General features: G+C 67.9%; 17 protein-coding genes and 1 pseudogene. All 18 read right to left on the bottom strand.

Annotated features, from left to right (window positions below):
- Positions 1-37 precede the first annotated feature (37 nt).
- The 18 genes and pseudogenes from ACZ4RZ_RS21710 to proS all read right to left on the bottom strand — a co-directional run bounded on the left by ACZ4RZ_RS21710 (position 38) and on the right by proS (position 15,855).
- Positions 38-613, bottom strand: coding sequence for a DUF6262 family protein (locus ACZ4RZ_RS21710; RefSeq protein ID WP_467746740.1), 576 nt, complete (start codon positions 611-613; stop codon positions 38-40).
- Positions 610-3,258: a tyrosine-type recombinase/integrase gene (locus tag ACZ4RZ_RS21705; protein WP_467746738.1), complete on the bottom strand. Its 2,649-nt coding sequence runs from the start codon at positions 3,256-3,258 to the stop codon at positions 610-612. Before ACZ4RZ_RS21705 ends, ACZ4RZ_RS21710 begins: the two co-directional genes overlap by 4 nt.
- Entirely contained in the window at positions 3,255-4,349 is a 1,095-nt protein-coding gene (locus tag ACZ4RZ_RS21700; RefSeq protein ID WP_467746736.1) for a site-specific integrase, read from the bottom strand. Before ACZ4RZ_RS21700 ends, ACZ4RZ_RS21705 begins: the two co-directional genes overlap by 4 nt.
- Positions 4,350-4,507: 158 nt before the next feature.
- Positions 4,508-5,560 (bottom strand): annotated as a pseudogene (locus ACZ4RZ_RS21695) (YifB family Mg chelatase-like AAA ATPase); the annotation flags it as partial.
- On the bottom strand, positions 5,560-5,931 hold the full coding sequence (locus tag ACZ4RZ_RS21690) for a YraN family protein (protein ID WP_467746735.1): 372 nt from the start codon (positions 5,929-5,931) through the stop codon (positions 5,560-5,562). The gene ACZ4RZ_RS21690 and the pseudogene ACZ4RZ_RS21695, both read right to left, overlap by 1 nt.
- 155 nt (positions 5,932-6,086) lie before the next feature.
- Positions 6,087-6,395, bottom strand: a complete 309-nt coding sequence (locus tag ACZ4RZ_RS21685; RefSeq protein WP_003965949.1) for a DUF2469 domain-containing protein — start codon at positions 6,393-6,395, stop codon at positions 6,087-6,089.
- 55 nt (positions 6,396-6,450) lie between these two features.
- Positions 6,451-6,978 carry an NUDIX hydrolase gene (locus ACZ4RZ_RS21680; protein WP_467746974.1) on the bottom strand — a complete coding sequence of 176 codons (528 nt, stop codon included), beginning with the start codon at positions 6,976-6,978 and terminating at the stop codon, positions 6,451-6,453.
- Position 6,979: 1 nt separating this feature from the next.
- Positions 6,980-7,756, bottom strand: coding sequence for a signal peptidase I (lepB, locus tag ACZ4RZ_RS21675; protein WP_467746733.1), 777 nt, complete (start codon positions 7,754-7,756; stop codon positions 6,980-6,982).
- A 182-nt stretch (positions 7,757-7,938) separates the two neighbouring features.
- Positions 7,939-8,871, bottom strand: a complete 933-nt coding sequence (gene lepB, locus ACZ4RZ_RS21670) for a signal peptidase I (protein WP_467746731.1) — start codon at positions 8,869-8,871, stop codon at positions 7,939-7,941.
- Positions 8,756-9,850, bottom strand: coding sequence for a signal peptidase I (gene lepB / locus ACZ4RZ_RS21665; RefSeq protein ID WP_467746730.1), 1,095 nt, complete (start codon positions 9,848-9,850; stop codon positions 8,756-8,758). The genes lepB (ACZ4RZ_RS21670) and lepB (ACZ4RZ_RS21665) overlap by 116 nt, the downstream gene beginning before the upstream one ends.
- Positions 9,843-10,559, bottom strand: a complete 717-nt coding sequence (gene lepB, locus ACZ4RZ_RS21660; RefSeq protein ID WP_467746729.1) for a signal peptidase I — start codon at positions 10,557-10,559, stop codon at positions 9,843-9,845. The genes lepB (ACZ4RZ_RS21665) and lepB (ACZ4RZ_RS21660) overlap by 8 nt, the downstream gene beginning before the upstream one ends.
- Before the next feature lie 45 nt (positions 10,560-10,604).
- On the bottom strand, positions 10,605-10,955 hold the full coding sequence (rplS, locus tag ACZ4RZ_RS21655) for a 50S ribosomal protein L19 (protein ID WP_030675924.1): 351 nt from the start codon (positions 10,953-10,955) through the stop codon (positions 10,605-10,607).
- 132 nt (positions 10,956-11,087) lie between these two features.
- Positions 11,088-11,909, bottom strand: coding sequence for a tRNA (guanosine(37)-N1)-methyltransferase TrmD (trmD, locus tag ACZ4RZ_RS21650; RefSeq protein WP_467746727.1), 822 nt, complete (start codon positions 11,907-11,909; stop codon positions 11,088-11,090).
- The gene (gene rimM / locus ACZ4RZ_RS21645) at positions 11,909-12,457 is read right to left on the bottom strand and encodes a ribosome maturation factor RimM (protein ID WP_467746725.1); all 549 of its coding nucleotides are present in this window, start codon (positions 12,455-12,457) and stop codon (positions 11,909-11,911) included. The genes trmD and rimM overlap by 1 nt, the downstream gene beginning before the upstream one ends.
- An 84-nt stretch (positions 12,458-12,541) precedes the next feature.
- Complete coding sequence (locus ACZ4RZ_RS21640) at positions 12,542-12,781, bottom strand: RNA-binding protein (RefSeq protein ID WP_005479813.1); 240 nt, start codon at positions 12,779-12,781, stop codon at positions 12,542-12,544.
- 2 nt (positions 12,782-12,783) lie between these two features.
- Entirely contained in the window at positions 12,784-13,203 is a 420-nt protein-coding gene (rpsP, locus tag ACZ4RZ_RS21635) for a 30S ribosomal protein S16 (RefSeq protein ID WP_467746723.1), read from the bottom strand.
- 389 nt (positions 13,204-13,592) lie between these two features.
- Complete coding sequence (locus ACZ4RZ_RS21630) at positions 13,593-14,189, bottom strand: hypothetical protein (protein WP_054235363.1); 597 nt, start codon at positions 14,187-14,189, stop codon at positions 13,593-13,595.
- 250 nt (positions 14,190-14,439) lie between these two features.
- On the bottom strand, positions 14,440-15,855 hold the full coding sequence (gene proS, locus ACZ4RZ_RS21625; RefSeq protein WP_467746721.1) for a proline--tRNA ligase: 1,416 nt from the start codon (positions 15,853-15,855) through the stop codon (positions 14,440-14,442).
- Between the last annotated feature and the right edge of the window lie 193 nt (positions 15,856-16,048).

Raw genomic sequence — 16,048 nt, 5'->3', positions numbered from 1 at the left:
CGGGTCGCCGGCCAGAGCTAACTGGTGGGGCTGCCCTTCAGGGGCGATCACGTTCGAGGAGTTGAACCTCGAGGTCAGCGATCCGTTTGTCCACGAAGCGGAGGTTCGTCCGGGCGCCTTCAAGGCGCTCTTGGAGCTTGCGATGCTCTTGCGTGAGCTGGTGAACCCGTCGTTTGAGAGTGGTGTTCTCCGTGGTGAGAGCCTGGACGGATTCGCCGGGGACCATCTGGTCGAAGTCGCGGAGTTGACCCATGAGCTCGCCGATGCGTTGGCGCTGGGAGAAGACTTCCTTCTGCGTGCGGGTGAGCTCGGCTTCAGCATTCAGTGCGCGCTCGCGCCAGGACGCCTCGATCTGTTCGTGCGCCTCTGTGGCGGCCTGGTCCCGCTGTCTCTTGCTGTTGGCAGCAGCCTGCTGTACGAGGTTTCGGGCGTCGTGGTTCTCATAGAGGAAAGTGGCCGACACGCCCGCCCGCTCCGCGATAGCTCGAACGGTGAGTCGGCCGCGCTCGCGCCGAAGCTGGCCGATGGCCTTCTGCACTTGGTCGAGCTTGTTCTTAGTCTGTTCTCGCCGAGCGGCGATAGCCGCCGCAGTCGCGCCGGCCCCGGAGGTCATGCTGTCTCCCTGGCTTCGTCGTCCGCTTCGCTGACGTCGTACTCGTCCTCGATGTCGACCTCGGCCTCGTGGCGGGCGAGTTCGCTGGCGCGGAAGACAGTGGCCCAGACACGGCCGAAGTAATCCTGCGGTCGGCGCAGGTCGAGCGCGAGAGCTTCCTCAAGGAGCCCGACAGCCTCGAGTGCCTTCTCCAGGCCGGCGATCGCGCGGGCGGTGGGCTCGAAGAGGTCGTGGAGGTAGTCCCTGGTGGCGGGTTCGGGGGCGCCTTCGGCAACCACGCGCCAGTGCTCGCGCTTGCGGTGCCAGTAGACGAGGTCGGCGCCGGACATCACGAACTTGTCGCAGTTGTGGCAGTCCAAGTTCCATGGGCAGGCGCCGCCGTCGACCACCATTTGAAAGGTGCAGAAGCCGCCCTCCGCAGGTGTGGACTTGCGCGTGAGGTCGATGGCCAGGGCCTCGGCCTGCGCTCGGGTCATCGGCTCGCCGCTGGAGAGGGCCAAGCCGGGCTCAGATGCCCCGGGGCCTGCGACCCAGACCGCTTGGAGGGCTTCCTCGAGTTTCGGGTCGGTGTTGGCGAGGTGGACGTAGTGCTCGGCCATCGAGTCCGAGACCTGTCCCAGGTAGCGCTTGACGTGGGTCAGGTTCGCGCCGTTCCTGAGGAGGTTCGTGGCGAGGGTGTGGCGAGCCTGATGTGCGACTGAGTGGGGGAGGTCGAGCGTGCTGATCCAGGTTCCGAACAGGGTCTGAAACCAGCCGTAACTCATGCTCTTGGTGCCCGAGCGGTTGGTGCTCTTGCGGGGGAACAGCGCCAGTTTGAGCCGTTCCTTCGCGCTGGGTTCGCGGCCGTGCTGCTGGACGAACCGGCTGATGGTCGTCTTCTGACGTGCCACGATGCGCTGGTAGAGCCGCTCGGAAATACGGATGCCCTCATCGAAGTTGCCGACCTTGGTCTGGTCGTGCCAGAACATCGGCAGCTTGTTGAGGCGGTCGACGCATTCCAGGCGGACCTCGATCACCTCGCTGCAGCGTCGGCCGGTCACGACAAGCGCTTCCCAGATATCGCGCAACCCGCGGTCCTCGGAGTCCATGTCATCGAGGAGCTGAAGGTTTCCCTCGCTGGCCAGGGCTCTGGCCGTGTCGTCGGAGAAGGGCTTGCGGCGGCCTCCCCGGGTGCTGCCTCCGTAGGGCAGCGCGACGATGAAGGCGTGGTCGAGCCCGATCTGCTGTGCGTCGCCTGAGTCCATGCCGGCGCGCAAGATGCGGCGTGTCCCCGTGAAGATGCGCGACATGGACAGCTTGCTCACGGCATTGGGCTCTCCAGAGCGGGTGTCGTGAATGGCCAGCGACTTCAGACCATGGGCAGCGCGATGCCGCTGATCGGCGACGAAGTCGTCCATGTGCTGCTTGGTCAGCAGGCTGGGCTCGTGACCGCCGGCCGGGGCCTGGGCTTCGAGATAGGCGCTGAGCTCCGTGCAGCCGCGTCTGGAGGTGTTGAAGCTGCCAGGGCTGCGAGGCGGGTCGGTACTCAGTCTCAGGTCCGTCCAATCCCAGAGCAGGTCGCGGAGCCAACGCTGCGTGATCTTGGACAGATCGAGGTAGCTTCTGCAGTTCTTGAACCGGACCCCATAGAGGTCGGTCTCGATGTATCCGATCTCTTTGGTGTCCTGCCGGGTGAAATACACGAGCCTGAGATGGCCGAGCATCGCTCTAGCGATCTTCTGTAAGTGGTCCGGGAGTTGCTCAAGATCGATGTCGGCCAGTGAGCTGACGTCCTGGCGAAGGCATGCGGCAAGCAGGCGCTGCAGGACGTTGACCGGCCAACGGGCGCCCTCTTCAGGACCTTGGGCATGGCGGAAGAGGCCCCACTTGATCTCTGCGCGCACCAACGGCCGCAGGCCGAGCAGGGATAACTTGCCGTCGGCCCGGTGGAGCGTGTGGTTCTTCGCGCACCACTGGTCGAAGGCCGCCTCGTCGCTGTAGGTGAGCACGACCGCCGCGTTCCGCTTTCCTCCGGCAGGACGCCGTCCCCAGTTCTTGATGAGGCGGGCGTCACCCGGCCGCCCTTCCTTCTTGTAGCGCTGCAGGTGGCCGTAGCACAGTCCGATCCAGTGGACTGCGTGGTCAGGGCAGGATGGCACGCGGCACTGGCCGAAGTCGGGGTAGGGATCCCGGTCGGGCAGCCAGAGGTCAAGGTCGCCGGGCTTCCCCTTCTTCTCCTGAACTCGCCGCCAGGTGCCGTAGTGGCCTGAGTGGAGGTAGCACAGTTCAGTGGTGCTCCAGGCCGGTGTGTCAGGGCAGAGAAGGCATGACTTTCGGTTGCGTCCCCCGCGGGGCTGCAATGGCTGGGCTGCCCTGAAGAAGTCAGTGATGGTGCCGCCGGCGCGCTTCGTCGCGGACCATTCCCGCACGTGCGTGAAGCAAAACCGCATCGTGTCGTTCGCGCTCCGCTGGCAATCCGGAACCTGGCATCTCCAGCCGTAGGCATGATGATCCGGGGGCAGCGTGATGACGTCGTCACGTAGGACGGGGTCGAAGGTCGGAGCGTCGATCAGTGCGTGGAGCAGTTCCAGGCGATCCGATGCGGTGCGGGTCGTGGTGGCGGGCTCGGTGATAAGCCTCAGCGTCTGCGTGCCCGGTGTCGTCATTCTTCTTCACCCCAGACCGCCTGCAGAGCAGCGGTGAACTCGGGTGAGTGCAGGTCCGGGTGACCGTAGACCTCGTCGACCATCTGCGCCGACGCCCAGTTCCCGGCCACCTTGGCCACCATCGGGTCCTTGGAGATGTCCAGGACATCGTTGGTGATCTGGTGCCGGAATGCCTGGGGCTTGATCCGTCCGGGAAGGTCGGCGCGGCGTCCCGCGCGCCTGAGCATCCCGCGGGCCGCGTCCGCGGTCCACGGCTCACCGATGTTCGGCCCGGCCAGCTGGATCAGGAGCATGCCGTGTCCCGTGGCGTACTTCGCGTACTCCGTCGTCATGTACTTGAAGTAGCTGCTGATCATCGCGGGACTGACACGGTAAATCTCCCCTTTGGTGACCACGCCGTCAACAATCTCCCAGTCCGGCTTGATCTTCGCCGCCGCCCGGTTCGGGTTGCCCCAGCGATGACAGACGTGCAGGTGGGGGCTCTTGCAGTCGCCGCAAGGCGCGTTGTCCCGCAGATGCAGGTCCGCCAAGTGAAGTCCCGTGAGCCCTCCGATCCGCAAACTCGTGTCCGACAGCCACCGCACGACCATCTCGTCGCGGGCCGTGTTCACGGCCTCCCGCAGATCCGGCTTGGCCCCGTCCGGCAGCATCTTCGGGTGCCGGCGTCGCGGCGGGTTCGTCGGAGCCAGCGGGTTGGCCGGCATCGACTTCTTCACGTGCCCCAAGAACGCCCGGCTCCGATCCGCCTTCGTCGGCAGCCGGGTAGCTGTCAGAGCCGCCCTCAGCTCGTCATTCACTCCGCTGCTGGCGCACGCGTTGAGGTAGAAGCCCTTCAAGCACGCCGCCGCGACCTGGAGGGCCGAGGCGCCGTACGGACGTTGAGGAGGCACCCGCCACGGCTGCCCGAACGGCATCGGGACCTGGGCACCGACCGCTCCCATGTACCGCTTCACATCGAGAAGCGTGATCGTCTCGGTGGTCAGCCCCTCCCGGATCCGCCACCGCAAGTGATCCACCAAGCAGTACGCGTACGTCTTCTGGGTCCCCGAGCCCTCGTACAGCCTCAGATACGAGTCCGCTTCCTCATCCACCGAACCGTCCGGCCACAAGATCGTGTACGACCAGCCGCCGCCAGCCCGCTTGAGTACCTGGACGCGCAGGTCTCCGAGGACAACTCGACTGCGTGCCACCCCTGCCTCCCCACCCAATCTCCCCTACGTACTGACGAGAACTTGAGTAGTCGGTAAATCAGCACGGCATGGCCGCGAGGAGCACTCAAACGAGGGACACGGACACTCGCAGAGCGGTTGGAAAAGTCGAGAAAGAGCACACCGCGGTGCGACAACGACACCGCGCCCGGCCGGGCGAGCCCCTTGCCGCCGCCGACGAGGGACTGCATCGTCGCCGAGTGGTGGGGTGCGCAGTACGGCGGGACGTCCACCATCGGCCTGCCCGGCGGCAGCAGGCCCGCGACCGAGTGGATCGCCGTCACCTCAAGGGATTCCTGCCGGGTGAGGCGCGGCATGAGCGACGGCATCCGCTCGGCGAGCATCGTCTTGCCCGCGCCGGGTGGCCCTTGCAGAAACACATGGTGCCCACCGGCTGCCGCGACCTCCATCGCGGTGCGAGCCGACATCTGGCCGACCACGTCGGCGAGGTCGTGCCCCTGGTCGTGCTCGGACGCGGCGATGCCGCACAGGCCGGTCGCCTCCCCCGTGCCGGGCACACGCAAGCCGGCCAGCAGCGGATCCGGCCGCCCCTGCTCGTCCTGCTCCTCCTCGGGCACCGGCTCGTCCGTGAGCACCGCGATCAGCTGGCGCAGACTGCGCACCCCGAGCACCGAGACCCCCGGCACCAGCGAGGCCTCGGCCGCCGCGCACTCCGGCACCACCACCTGCTCGTATCCGGCGTCCGCCGCGGCCAGCACCGCCGGCAGCACACCCCGCACCGGCCTCACGCGTCCATCCAGTCCGAGCTCCCCGATCATCACGATGTCGGAGAGCACCCGTGGATCGATCCGCTCGGAAGCCCCGAGGACCGCACAGGCAACAGCGAGATCGAACCCACTGCCGCCCTTGGGCACCGACGCCGGACTCAGCCCCACCGTGAGCTTCTTCTGGGGCCAGGACGCGCCGGAATTCACCACCGCCGCCCGAACCCGGTCCTTGCTCTCCGTCAGACTCTTGTCGGGGAGGCCGACCAGGGTGAAGGCCGCGACGCCGGGCTCCAGGTCGGCCTGGACCTCGACCACGACGCCCTCGACGCCAACGAGCGCCACCGAACACGTACGCGCGAATCCCATCAGGCCACCCCCCGCGCGTGCTCGACCACGGGCGCGCCGCGGTCGGGGAGGACCACGCCGATCAGGTCGATGCGGACGCCGCCGGGTGGCGCCCCGCCGTGTTCCTGGAGCCAGCGCTCGGCCAGGCCGCGCAGGCGCTGGACCTTGGCAGGCGTGACGGCCGCCATCGGGTGCTCGAAGGCGGCCGCCTTGCGGGTCTTGACCTCGCAGACGACCAGCGCGTCGCCGTCGCGTGCCACGATGTCGATTTCGCCGGTCCTGCCGCAGCGCCAGTTGCGTGCCAGGACCGTCATCCCGGTCTCCGTCAGCCGCCGCGCGGCCAGATCCTCGCCGTACTTGCCGAGTGCCCTGTGTGCCTTGGGTGTGTTCATGTCGGCACCACCTCCGGCGCCAACATTGAGGCCACTTCGACGTGCTATTGGATCTTGGTGAATGAGCGGATGATTGTGGAAAACCCTGTCACCCACACGAGCGGTCGCCGCACGTCACCGCGGCACGTCACAGCCGCGCGTCGCACCGCGCGTCATCAGCCGCCGGGCAGCTCCAGGTCGCTCTTGTTCAGCTCCTCGATATTCACGTCCTTGAACGTGAGTACGCGTACCTGCTTCACGAAGCGAGCGGGTCGGTACATGTCCCACACCCAGGCATCCGCCATGGACACCTCGAAAAACACCTCGCCCTGGACCGAGTGCACCTGCATCTCGTAGTCATTGGTGAGGTAGAAGCGCCGTTCGGTCTCGATCACATATTTGAACAGACCGACGACATCGCGGTACTCCCGATAGAGCTTCAGCTCCATCTCGGTCTCGTACTTCTCGAGGTCCTCGGCGCTCATGGCATGTTCCCCTTCAGCCGTGCGTCCCCCTATTGTGCGCCAGCCCCGCGAGCCCCTAGACGATTTCCGTGTCGAGGACCTCGGGCGTGGCCGGGGGACCCTCGTCGAGCACCCTGCGCAGCAGCTCGGCGAGTCTGGTCGGATACACCGTCTCATGTGCCTCGGTCAGTTCCTGGCACGTCCACCAGCGTGCTCCGGCGACGCTGCGCCGTTCCAGGTCCGTCAGCCCTGCGGCCACCGTGGCCGTCTGGGTCGTACGGGCCAGGTAGTACCACTCGTCCTGGTCCCAGCGGCGCCCCGCGAACGGGAAGGAGCACATCCGCCGCCAGAGCACCGGACCCAGCTCGACCTCGGTGATTCCGGTCTCCTCCGCGAGCTCGCGCAGCGCGGCCTGCTCACGGGTCTCGGCGCCCTCCAGGCCACCGCCGGGCGTGAACCACCAGTCGTCGGCGGGATCGTCCGGCTCGTGCCCGTGCAGAAGCAGAATGCGCTCCTCGGGGTCGAGCAGCACCACACGGGCGACCTTTCGGAACTCGTCCGGGGTCCCGGTTCCGCCGTCGTGCGGAGGTTCGTCGTAGGACACCTCAGCGGGCACCCGCGAGCTCCGTCCGGGCCCGGCTACGCCGACCCGCGCGGCTCGCGATCGGACCGTACGCCGCGCCACCCAGGACGAGCACCGCACCCGCGATCACCGCGCCGACCATCAGGCGCAGCGGTCCCGGCTGGGAAAGGCTGCCCAGGGTCTCGAAGCCGGTCGGCCGCTTCAGCATGCCGTTCATGGGCCAGGCGACGGCGTCGACCCTGGCGGTCACGGCATCGCGCGACACCGTGCCGCTGGCCGCGTCGGTGAGGTGGGCGCTGGAGTCCAGGGAGCCCTGGCGTTCGTCGCCGAGCAGGAACAGGCGTCCCTCGGGCACCTTCACGGTCGGGATCTTCGTGATCTCGGCCAGACTGCCCTTGGGCAGATACGGTTCGTCGATCTGCTTGCCGTTGACGGTCAGCTTGCCGTTGGTGCAGCAGGCGACCGTGTCGCCGCCGACGGCGACCACCCGCTTGACCACGGCCGCGTTGGTGACCCAGGTCTTGTCGCGGAAGACGACGACGTCACCGCGGCGTACCTCGCTGCCGTCGATGCGCTGCGCCAGTACCCGGTCACCGGCGTCGATCGTGGGCGTCATCGAACTGGTGGGCACGGTGTACGGCCGGTAGACCACCGCCCCCCAGGCGAACCCCCCGAGGAACAGCACCAGGCCCAGCGCGACAGCCAGTCCGGACAGCCTCTGTCCGACCCGGCCACCCGCCTGGGCCTTGCTTGCGCCACCGCTGCGCGGGGCCGTACGTGTCGTGCTCTCGCCACCCATGGGTCCGCACCTTACCCGGGGGTACGGTGTCCGGTCAGCCCATGGTCTGATCACATCTACGGGTTCCGGAACGCGCCCGGCCGGCCGATGCCTCGACGTGCTGCCGAGCACCCGATACGACCGAGGGGCCGGTGGCCCGGACGAATCCGAGCCGACCGGCCCCAAGGGGACGCTTCAGCGCGTTACTTGGACGACTTCCGCTTCCGTCGCACCAGCACCAGCGGTACCGCGCCCACGAGCGCCACGGCAGCCGGCGAGGTGACCGCGGCCGCCGCCTGGTCGCTCAGGCCGGTCTGGCCGAAGGTGTCCGGGACCGGGAGGGTGCCCCAGCGGTTGATGGGCCAGGCCTTCACGATGGCGCGGCCGACGACCTTGCCGACGGGGACCATGCCGTGGTGCTTGTCCGTCTGGTTGTAGCGCGAGTCGCGCGAGTTCTGGCGGTGGTCACCCATCACCCAGATCATGCCCTTGGGCACCTTGACCTTGAACTGGCCGCCCTCTTCGTCGACGCTGCACGGGGTGTTGCCCGGGTACACGTACGGCTCGTTCAGCGCCTTGCCGTTGACGGTCAGCGGGCCGGTGCCCTTGCACTGGATGGTGTCGCCGCCGACGCCGACGACCCGCTTGATGAGGTCCTTCTCCTCGGCGGACGGCATCAGGCCGATCCAGCTGAGGACCGTCTGCAGAGCGTTCGGGTTGGCCGTGGGCTCGCCCTTCAGCCAGTTGTCGGGGTCGTGGAAGACGACGACCTCGCCGCGCTCCGGCTCGGAGCCGAACCACGGGGTCAGCTTGTCGACCAGGACACGGTCGCCTCGCTGGAGGGTGTTCTGCATCGAGTCCGAGGGGATCGAGAACGCCTGCACCAGGAACGTCTTGATCAGCAGCGCGAGGACCAGGGCGATGCCGATCAGGATCGGCAGCTCCTTCCAGAAGGAGCGCTGCTTCTTCGACTTCGCGTCCTGCTCGGCGCGCTCGGTCGCAGCGCTGCCGTCCTCGGAGTCACTCCCGGAACCGGATGCGCCCTCTACGGCCGGGGAAGCCGAATCGTCGGGCCGCTCCGGCTGCCCTTCGGGACCTTCGTGTCCGGACCGTGCGCCGACCGCCACATCCCCCACATCCACTCCTCACTCCGTGCCGCCGCCCGCGTCGTCGAATTCGGCGCAGGCCCACCACTCCCATAACGAGCGGGAGTTCCGCAGGGCTCGGGAGGGGGATCAATCCATCTGGATCCGCAGGGGCCACCCTATGCGACTGAGCGAGAGCGGACGTCGACCCGCCAGGCGCGTCGGCCACAGTCGCGAACGTGTTCGGCTCCTTCAGGCGGGTCCAGTGACCGATGGGCCACCCGATGAGCATGGCCCGGCCGACGACCGACTTCTCGGCGACGGTACCGCTGAACTTGTCGGTGCGGTGGTAGCGGGAGTCGGCGGAGTTGCCTCGGTGGTCGCCCAGCACGAACAGGCGGCCCTGGGGCACCTTCACCTCGAAGGCGAAGTCCGACGGCTTGTCGCCGGCGTAGATGTAGGGCTCGGTCAGCGGCGTGCCGTTGACGGTCACCCGGCCTTGGGTGTCACAGCACTTGACGGTGTCGCCGCCGACGCCCACGACCCGCTTGATGAGGTCCTTCTCGTTGTCGGACGGCAGCAGGCCGATGAAGGTCAACCCTTCCTTGACCTGCTTGACGACCACGGGGTCGTCCTTCTTCTTGGTCTCCTCGGCCGTGAGCCAGCCCCCGGGGTCCTTGAAGACCACGACGTCACCGCGCTGGGGCTTGGAGCCGAACCAGGGGGTGAGCTTGTCGACCAGAACGCGGTCGCCGATCTGGATCGTGTTCTCCATGGAGCCCGACGGGATCACGAAGGCCTGGACAAGGAAGGTCTTGAGGACCAGCGCTATCAGCACCGCGACGCCGACCAGGAGGGGTATCTCCTTGATCGCCGAGCGCCGCCTGCGTCGCTTGATCTTGCGGGCGAGCTTGCGGCGCTCCACACGGCTGGGCCGGGCCGCGCCCCCGGAGGCGCGCCGGGTGCCAGTGGGCAGCAGGTTGTCCGCGGCGCTGGTGGAAACCCCGCGCGGTTTGCCACGGTTACCCATGGGCACCGTCCGCGGCGGGCACACGCGCGTAGGCGTCGGGACGCGTCAGCCGGGTCCAGTGGTCGGCGGGCCAGGCGATCCAGTCGGCTCTGCCGATGACGTCGGAGACGGGGATCATGCCGCCGCCGGGCGAGCCCAGGTGGTCACGGGAGTCTCTGGAGTCGCTGCGGTGGTCGCCGAGCAGGAAGAGGGTGCCGTCGGGGACGACGACGTCGAAGCTCACATCGGACGGGCTGTCCCCGGCATACAGAAACGTCGACTCGTCGACCGACCGGCCGTTCACCTCGAGCCTCCCTTCCTTGTCGCAGCAGACCACATGGTCTCCCCCCACACCGACTACGCGCTTGATGTAGTCGGCGTTCCCGAAATACCCAGTGCCGTCGAACACAACGACGTCGCCCCGCTGCGGCTCAGCACCGAAACGGTACGCCAACTTATTTACGAGAACGCGGTCCCCGATCCTCAATCCCGACTCCATGGAGCCGCTGGGAATTTGGAACGGCTGCATCACAAACCTGCTGACGAGCAGCAGAAAAACCAGGCAGACCAGCACGGTCAGGGTGATTCGCCCGCCCGGGAGCCAGTCCGCGACCCGGTCCACCAACGCGAAACGCGACCGGCCCTCCGGCCCCTCCGTGTCCGAGGCGTTCTCGGATTCGGAAGGGCGGGAGGAGCGGTCGCGCTCCACAGGCTGTGCTTCGGTGTCCATCGGGGCCAGATGTTATCCGGCCCCGCTTTGAACCCCGATGTGAGCTCAGCTCTCGCGCTTCTCCTTGATCTTCGCGGCCTTGCCGCGGAGGTCACGCAGGTAGTACAGCTTCGCGCGACGCACGTCACCACGGGTGACGAGCTCGATCTTCTCGACGATCGGGGTGTGCACCGGGAAGGTGCGCTCGACGCCGACCGAGAAGGAGACCTTGCGGACCGTGAAGGTCTCGCGGACACCGGCGCCCTGGCGGCGGATGACTACGCCCTTGAACTGCTGCACACGGGAGCGGTTGCCCTCGATGACGCGGACGTGGACGTTGACGGTGTCACCCGGACGGAAGGCCGGGATGTCGCTGCGCAGCGACGCGCTGTCGACGGAGTCGAGCAGGTGAGACATTTCGTCTGCTTTCTTCGCTGATGCCACAGGTCATCAACGGGAGATAGTTTTCCAAGAGGGTGCTGCCGCGGCGGGGCGGGCGTCGTGTCCCCCTGTGGCAGGGGCGCACGCCGGACGACGTACAGCAGCGGTCTATTCTTCCACGGCCTCTGGGCTGCGCCAAAATCGGCCGTCGGGACCCGGCTGCCAGCCCAGGATCGAGAGCATTTCGCGGTCCTTCTTGTCGAAGACGGAAGGGTCGCAGCGCTCGATGAGGTCGGGTCGGTTCGCCGTCGTACGGCGCAGGGCCTCGTCGCGGCGCCAGCGGGCGATCTTCCCGTGGTGGCCGCTGACCAGTACCTCCGGGATCTCGCGGCCGCGCCACGCCGGAGGCTTGGTGTACACCGGCCCCTCCAGGAGGTTGGCCATGGCACCGGGGGCGAAGGAGTCGTCCCTGTGGGACTCGGCGTTGCCGAGGACGCCGGGCAGCAGCCGTGCCACGGCCTCCGTGACGACCAGGACTGCCGCCTCGCCGCCGGCGAGTACGTAGTCGCCGATGGACACCTCGTAGACGGGCATCCGGGTGGCGTACTCGTCGATGACACGGCGGTCGATGCCCTCGTAGCGCGCGGGCGTGAAGACCAGCCAGGGGCGCTCGGAGAGCTCGACGGCGAGCTCCTGGGTGAAGGGGCGCCCGCTGGGCGTGGGAACCACCAGTACAGGCCCGTGGGAGCCCGTCTCGTAGCCGTCCGCCAGTACGGAGTCCAGGGCGTCGCCCCAGGGCTCGGTCTTCATGACCATGCCGGGGCCGCCGCCGTACGGGGTGTCGTCGACCGTGTTGTGACGGTCGTACGTCCACTCCCGAAGATCATGCACGTGCACATTCAGCTGTCCACGCGCGCGTGCCTTGCCGACGAGCGAGACGTTCAGGGGGTCCAGATACTCGGGGAAGATCGTGACGACGTCGAGCCGCATTACGCCTCGTCCTCGTCCCGGGAGGAGACGATCTCGGCCCGGTCGTCGATCAGGCCGGGCGGCGGGTCGATGACGGCCCGCTGCTCCTCCAGGTCGATCTCGACGACGATCTCCTCGACGAACGGGATCAGGACCTCGGTCCCGTCCGCACGCTCGACCACGAACAGGTCCTGCGAAGGCAGATGCGAGATCTCCGTGATCCGTCCGACCTCCACACCGTCCTTGGTGACCACGTCCAGGTCCATCAGCTGGTGGTCGTAGTACTCGTCCGGGTCCTCGGGCTTCTCGTCCGGGTCGACCTCGGCGATCAGCAGGGTGTTGCGCAGCGCCTCGGCGGCGTTCCGGTCCCGTACGCCCTCGAAGCGCAGCAGCAGACGACCGCTGTGCACCCGGCCCGTCTCGATGGTCAGCGGTCCGGCCGAGGCCGGGTCGGTGAGCAGGACGGCGCCGGGCCCGAGCCTGAGCTCCGGCTCGTCCGTACGCACCTCCACGGTGACCTCGCCCTTGATCCCGTGGGCGCGGCCGACGCGAGCGACTACCAGCTGCACTGTGCTTGATCTCCTGTCGGTACGACTACGGGCCGGGGACGGCTCGTAAGCCCTCCCCGGCCCGAGCCGGTGCTGCCTGTTACGTCAGCGGACGTGATCCACGTCGACAAGGTCGACGCGGACACCGCGGCCGCCGATGGCGCCCACGACGGTGCGCAGAGCGCGCGCGGTGCGGCCGTTGCGGCCGATCACCTTGCCGAGGTCGTCGGGGTGCACCCGGACCTCGAGAACGCGTCCGCGGCGCAGGTCGCGCGAGGCGACCTGCACATCGTCGGGGTTGTCGACGATGCCCTTCACGAGGTGCTCGAGAGCCTCCTCGAGCATGCTCAGGCCTCGGTCGACTCGGACGTGGCCGGAGCCTCGTCCTTCTTCTCAGCCTTCTTCTTCTGGGTGATGGCCTCACCCTTGCCCTCGTCGTCGCCACCGAGGGCCTCGAACGACGGGCGCGCGGCCTTCGGCTCGGCCACGAGCAGCGGCGCAGGGGCGGGCTCGCCCTTGAACTTCTGCCAGTCGCCGGTCAGCTTCAGGATGGCGAGAACCGGCTCGGTCGGCTGCGCGCCGACACCCAGCCAGTACTGCGCACGGTCCGAGTCGACCTCGATGCGCGAGGGGTTCTGCACCGGGTGGTACAGACCGATCTCCTCGATGGCCCTGCCGTCACGGCGGGTACGGGAGTCGGCGACGACGATGCGGTAGTGAGGCGAACGGATCTTGCCCAGACGCTTCAGCTTGATCTTGACTGCCACGGGAGTGGTGTCTCCTGGTCTTGACGTGGTTGGGCACGGCGAGATGGCCGCGTGGGGTTGCGGTACCCGAGTGCCCGATGGACGCGTCAGCCGGAGGAGAGAGGGGTCCTGTGCGGCTGTCGAGTACAGCTAGCCATTGTGCCACATGCTGGCGGGGCGCCTTCACCGAGCGGGGTGCGTCCGCCCACGCCTCATCGGCACCCGGCAGCGGGGGGAGCCCGACGTCCCGGTGCGCAACCCGGCACCCACGAGATGCCGCCTCACGCTCAGGACGTCGGCGCAACCCCGGTGCTTGCGGGGTTCGGCTGCGGGCAATCGTGCCGCCCCTGGCGGCACGATTGCCCGCAGCCGAGCGCGACTGAGCGCGGCTGCCACGAGCAGCCGCGTTCTCAGCTCGCCGCCGCGCCCACGACCTCCGGGATCCGGAAAGGCTTTCCGCATCCGCCGCACACGATCGGCGCCTGGGCCAGTACCGACGGGACGACCCGTACGTTGCGGCCGCAGTCGCACACCGCCTTGACGCGGACCCCTCCTCCGGAGGAGCCGTGGCGGGCGGCCGGGCCGCGGAACGAGCGGGCGGTGTCGGCGGCGGTCGCGGCCGTGTGCGCCTTGAGCGCGCGCTGCAGGCGCTCGATCGTCGGGCGGTAGCGCCGCTTCGCCTCGGGGTTGAGCGTGACCAGGGAGAAGCCACTGCTGGGATGCGGCTCCTCGGGATGGTCGAGGCCCAGCTCCTCGGCGATCGCGAGGAATCTGCGGTTGTGATACCGGCCGGCGCGCGAGGTGTCGCGGACTCCGCGGGCGGCGGCGATGCCGTGGACTGCTTCATGAAGCAGTCGCTCGAAAGAGAGCTCGTGCCCGCAGGCGGACGACGACTCTCCGATCAGGGACTCTGGCGCGGCAAGATCCGGCAGTTCGGGGTGGTGCCGCTGAATGTCGGCCCACGCCCCTGCCAGCTCTGCGGCGAGAACAGGTGGTGTCGTGCTCACGTAATGACAACGAGCCGGGGTGCCTCTGTGTTCCTATTCCGGGGCATCCCAAATAATTTGCACGTACCCGTCAGTTGCCGCTGATGCGTCCTGACGAGGGCGGGTGCGCTGATCTGCGGAGAAGCCTCACAGCTCGTACCAAGGCGGTACGTAGGGGCACGTACGCCCCGGCGCGTAGACGATGTCCGCGCGCCGGGGCACCTGTGGTCATCAGATGCGCAAGAGGCGTTTCGGTCGCTCTGAGAGCTACTCAGTAAGCGCGCGCCACGACGGCGACGTTACCCGGTGCGTCGTCGGCGTCCGGCACCGACCCGTCCTCGGCGACCAGACACCGTACGGTCACGGAGTGCTCGGCCAGCTTGGCCTCGCCCTCTTCGCCGAGGTCGGCCCAGGGAATGCGCGCCCAGCCGCCGGCGGTGGCCACCTCGGTGGCCTCCTCGATCGTCGACACCTCCGACGTACGGGACTCGCGCCGCTCGCGCGACTGCTTCAGAAGCAGCGCCTGGTCCTCTTCGAGGATCGTGGGGAGCAGGCCTACGAGCGCGTCGATCGCCACCGGTTCCTTGCCGCCGGGGATGCGGCGGGCCAGCATCGCGGTGCCGTTCTCCAGGTCACGGGGGCCGACCTCGACGCGAACGGGTACGCCCTTGAGCTCCCAGTCGACGGCGCGGCGCCCGAACGGGGTGTCCGTACGGTCGTCCACCTGGACGCGTACACCCGCCGCCTTCAGTTGATCGCCGATTTCGCGGACCTTGGCCAGAACCGCATCGTCCCCCTTGATCGCGAGGACGACCACCTGTACAGGGGCGAGCCGCGGCGGCACCCGCAACCCATTGTCATCGCCGTGCGACATGATCAGGCCACCCACCATGCGGGTCGACGAACCCCACGAGGTCTGCCAGACAAGCTCCTGCTTGCCGTCCTTGGACAGGTACTGGGTGTTGAAGGCCTTGGCGAAGTTCTGCCCGAGCTCGTGACTGGTGCCCATCTGGAGGGCCTTGCCGTCGCCCATCATGGCTTCGAGCGTGAGGGTGTTGATGGCACCCGCGAAGCGCTCGCTGGGTGTCTTGCGCCCGAGCACCACGTCGATCCCGAGGACGTTCACCATGAAGTCCGCGTAGACCTTCTCGTGGATGTACGCGGCGTAGTCCCGGGCGTCCTCGTACGTGGCGTGGGCGGTGTGGCCCTCCTGCCAGAGGAATTCCGTCGTACGGAGGAACACGCGCGGGCGCATCTCCCAACGGACCACGTTCGCCCACTGGTTGATCAGCAGCGGCAGGTCGCGGTAGCTCTGCACCCACTTGGAGAAGTAGTCGTTGATGATCGTCTCGGAGGTGGGGCGGACGACGACCGGCTCCTCCAACTCCTTGCCGCCGCCGTGCGTGACGACCGCGAGCTCGGGGGCGAAGCCCTCGACGTGCTCGGCCTCCTTCGTCAGATACGACTGCGGGATGAAGAGCGGGAAGTACGCGTTCTGGGCGCCCGCCTCCTTGATGCGGGCGTCCATCTCCTGCTGCATCCGCTCCCACAGCCCGTACCCGTACGGTCGGATGACCATGGTGCCGCGCACCGGACCGTTGTCGGCCAGTTCGGCCTTGTTGATCAGATCCTGGTACCAGCGCGGGAAATCATCCGCCTGGGGCGTGAGAACGGGTGCCTTGGCCATGCGGCGATGGTACGGGCCCACGTTGCCGGAATGTGAATTCTCGCCGCGCGCACGGGGAGCGCACAAGCCGGGCGCCGCAACCCCTGGACGCCACGTCGAGCGCGGAGTTTCCTGACATACGGGGGGAGTGCGGCGCACTGCACGGGGGCCAGGGAAACGGGGCACAGCGGCAACTCTCGGCGGATTGGGGCGC

Source organism: Streptomyces sp. NPDC027189, from assembly GCF_055566975.1.
The sequence above is the reverse complement of the archived record's forward strand: the minus strand, read 5'-3'. Positions and strand labels throughout refer to the sequence as shown.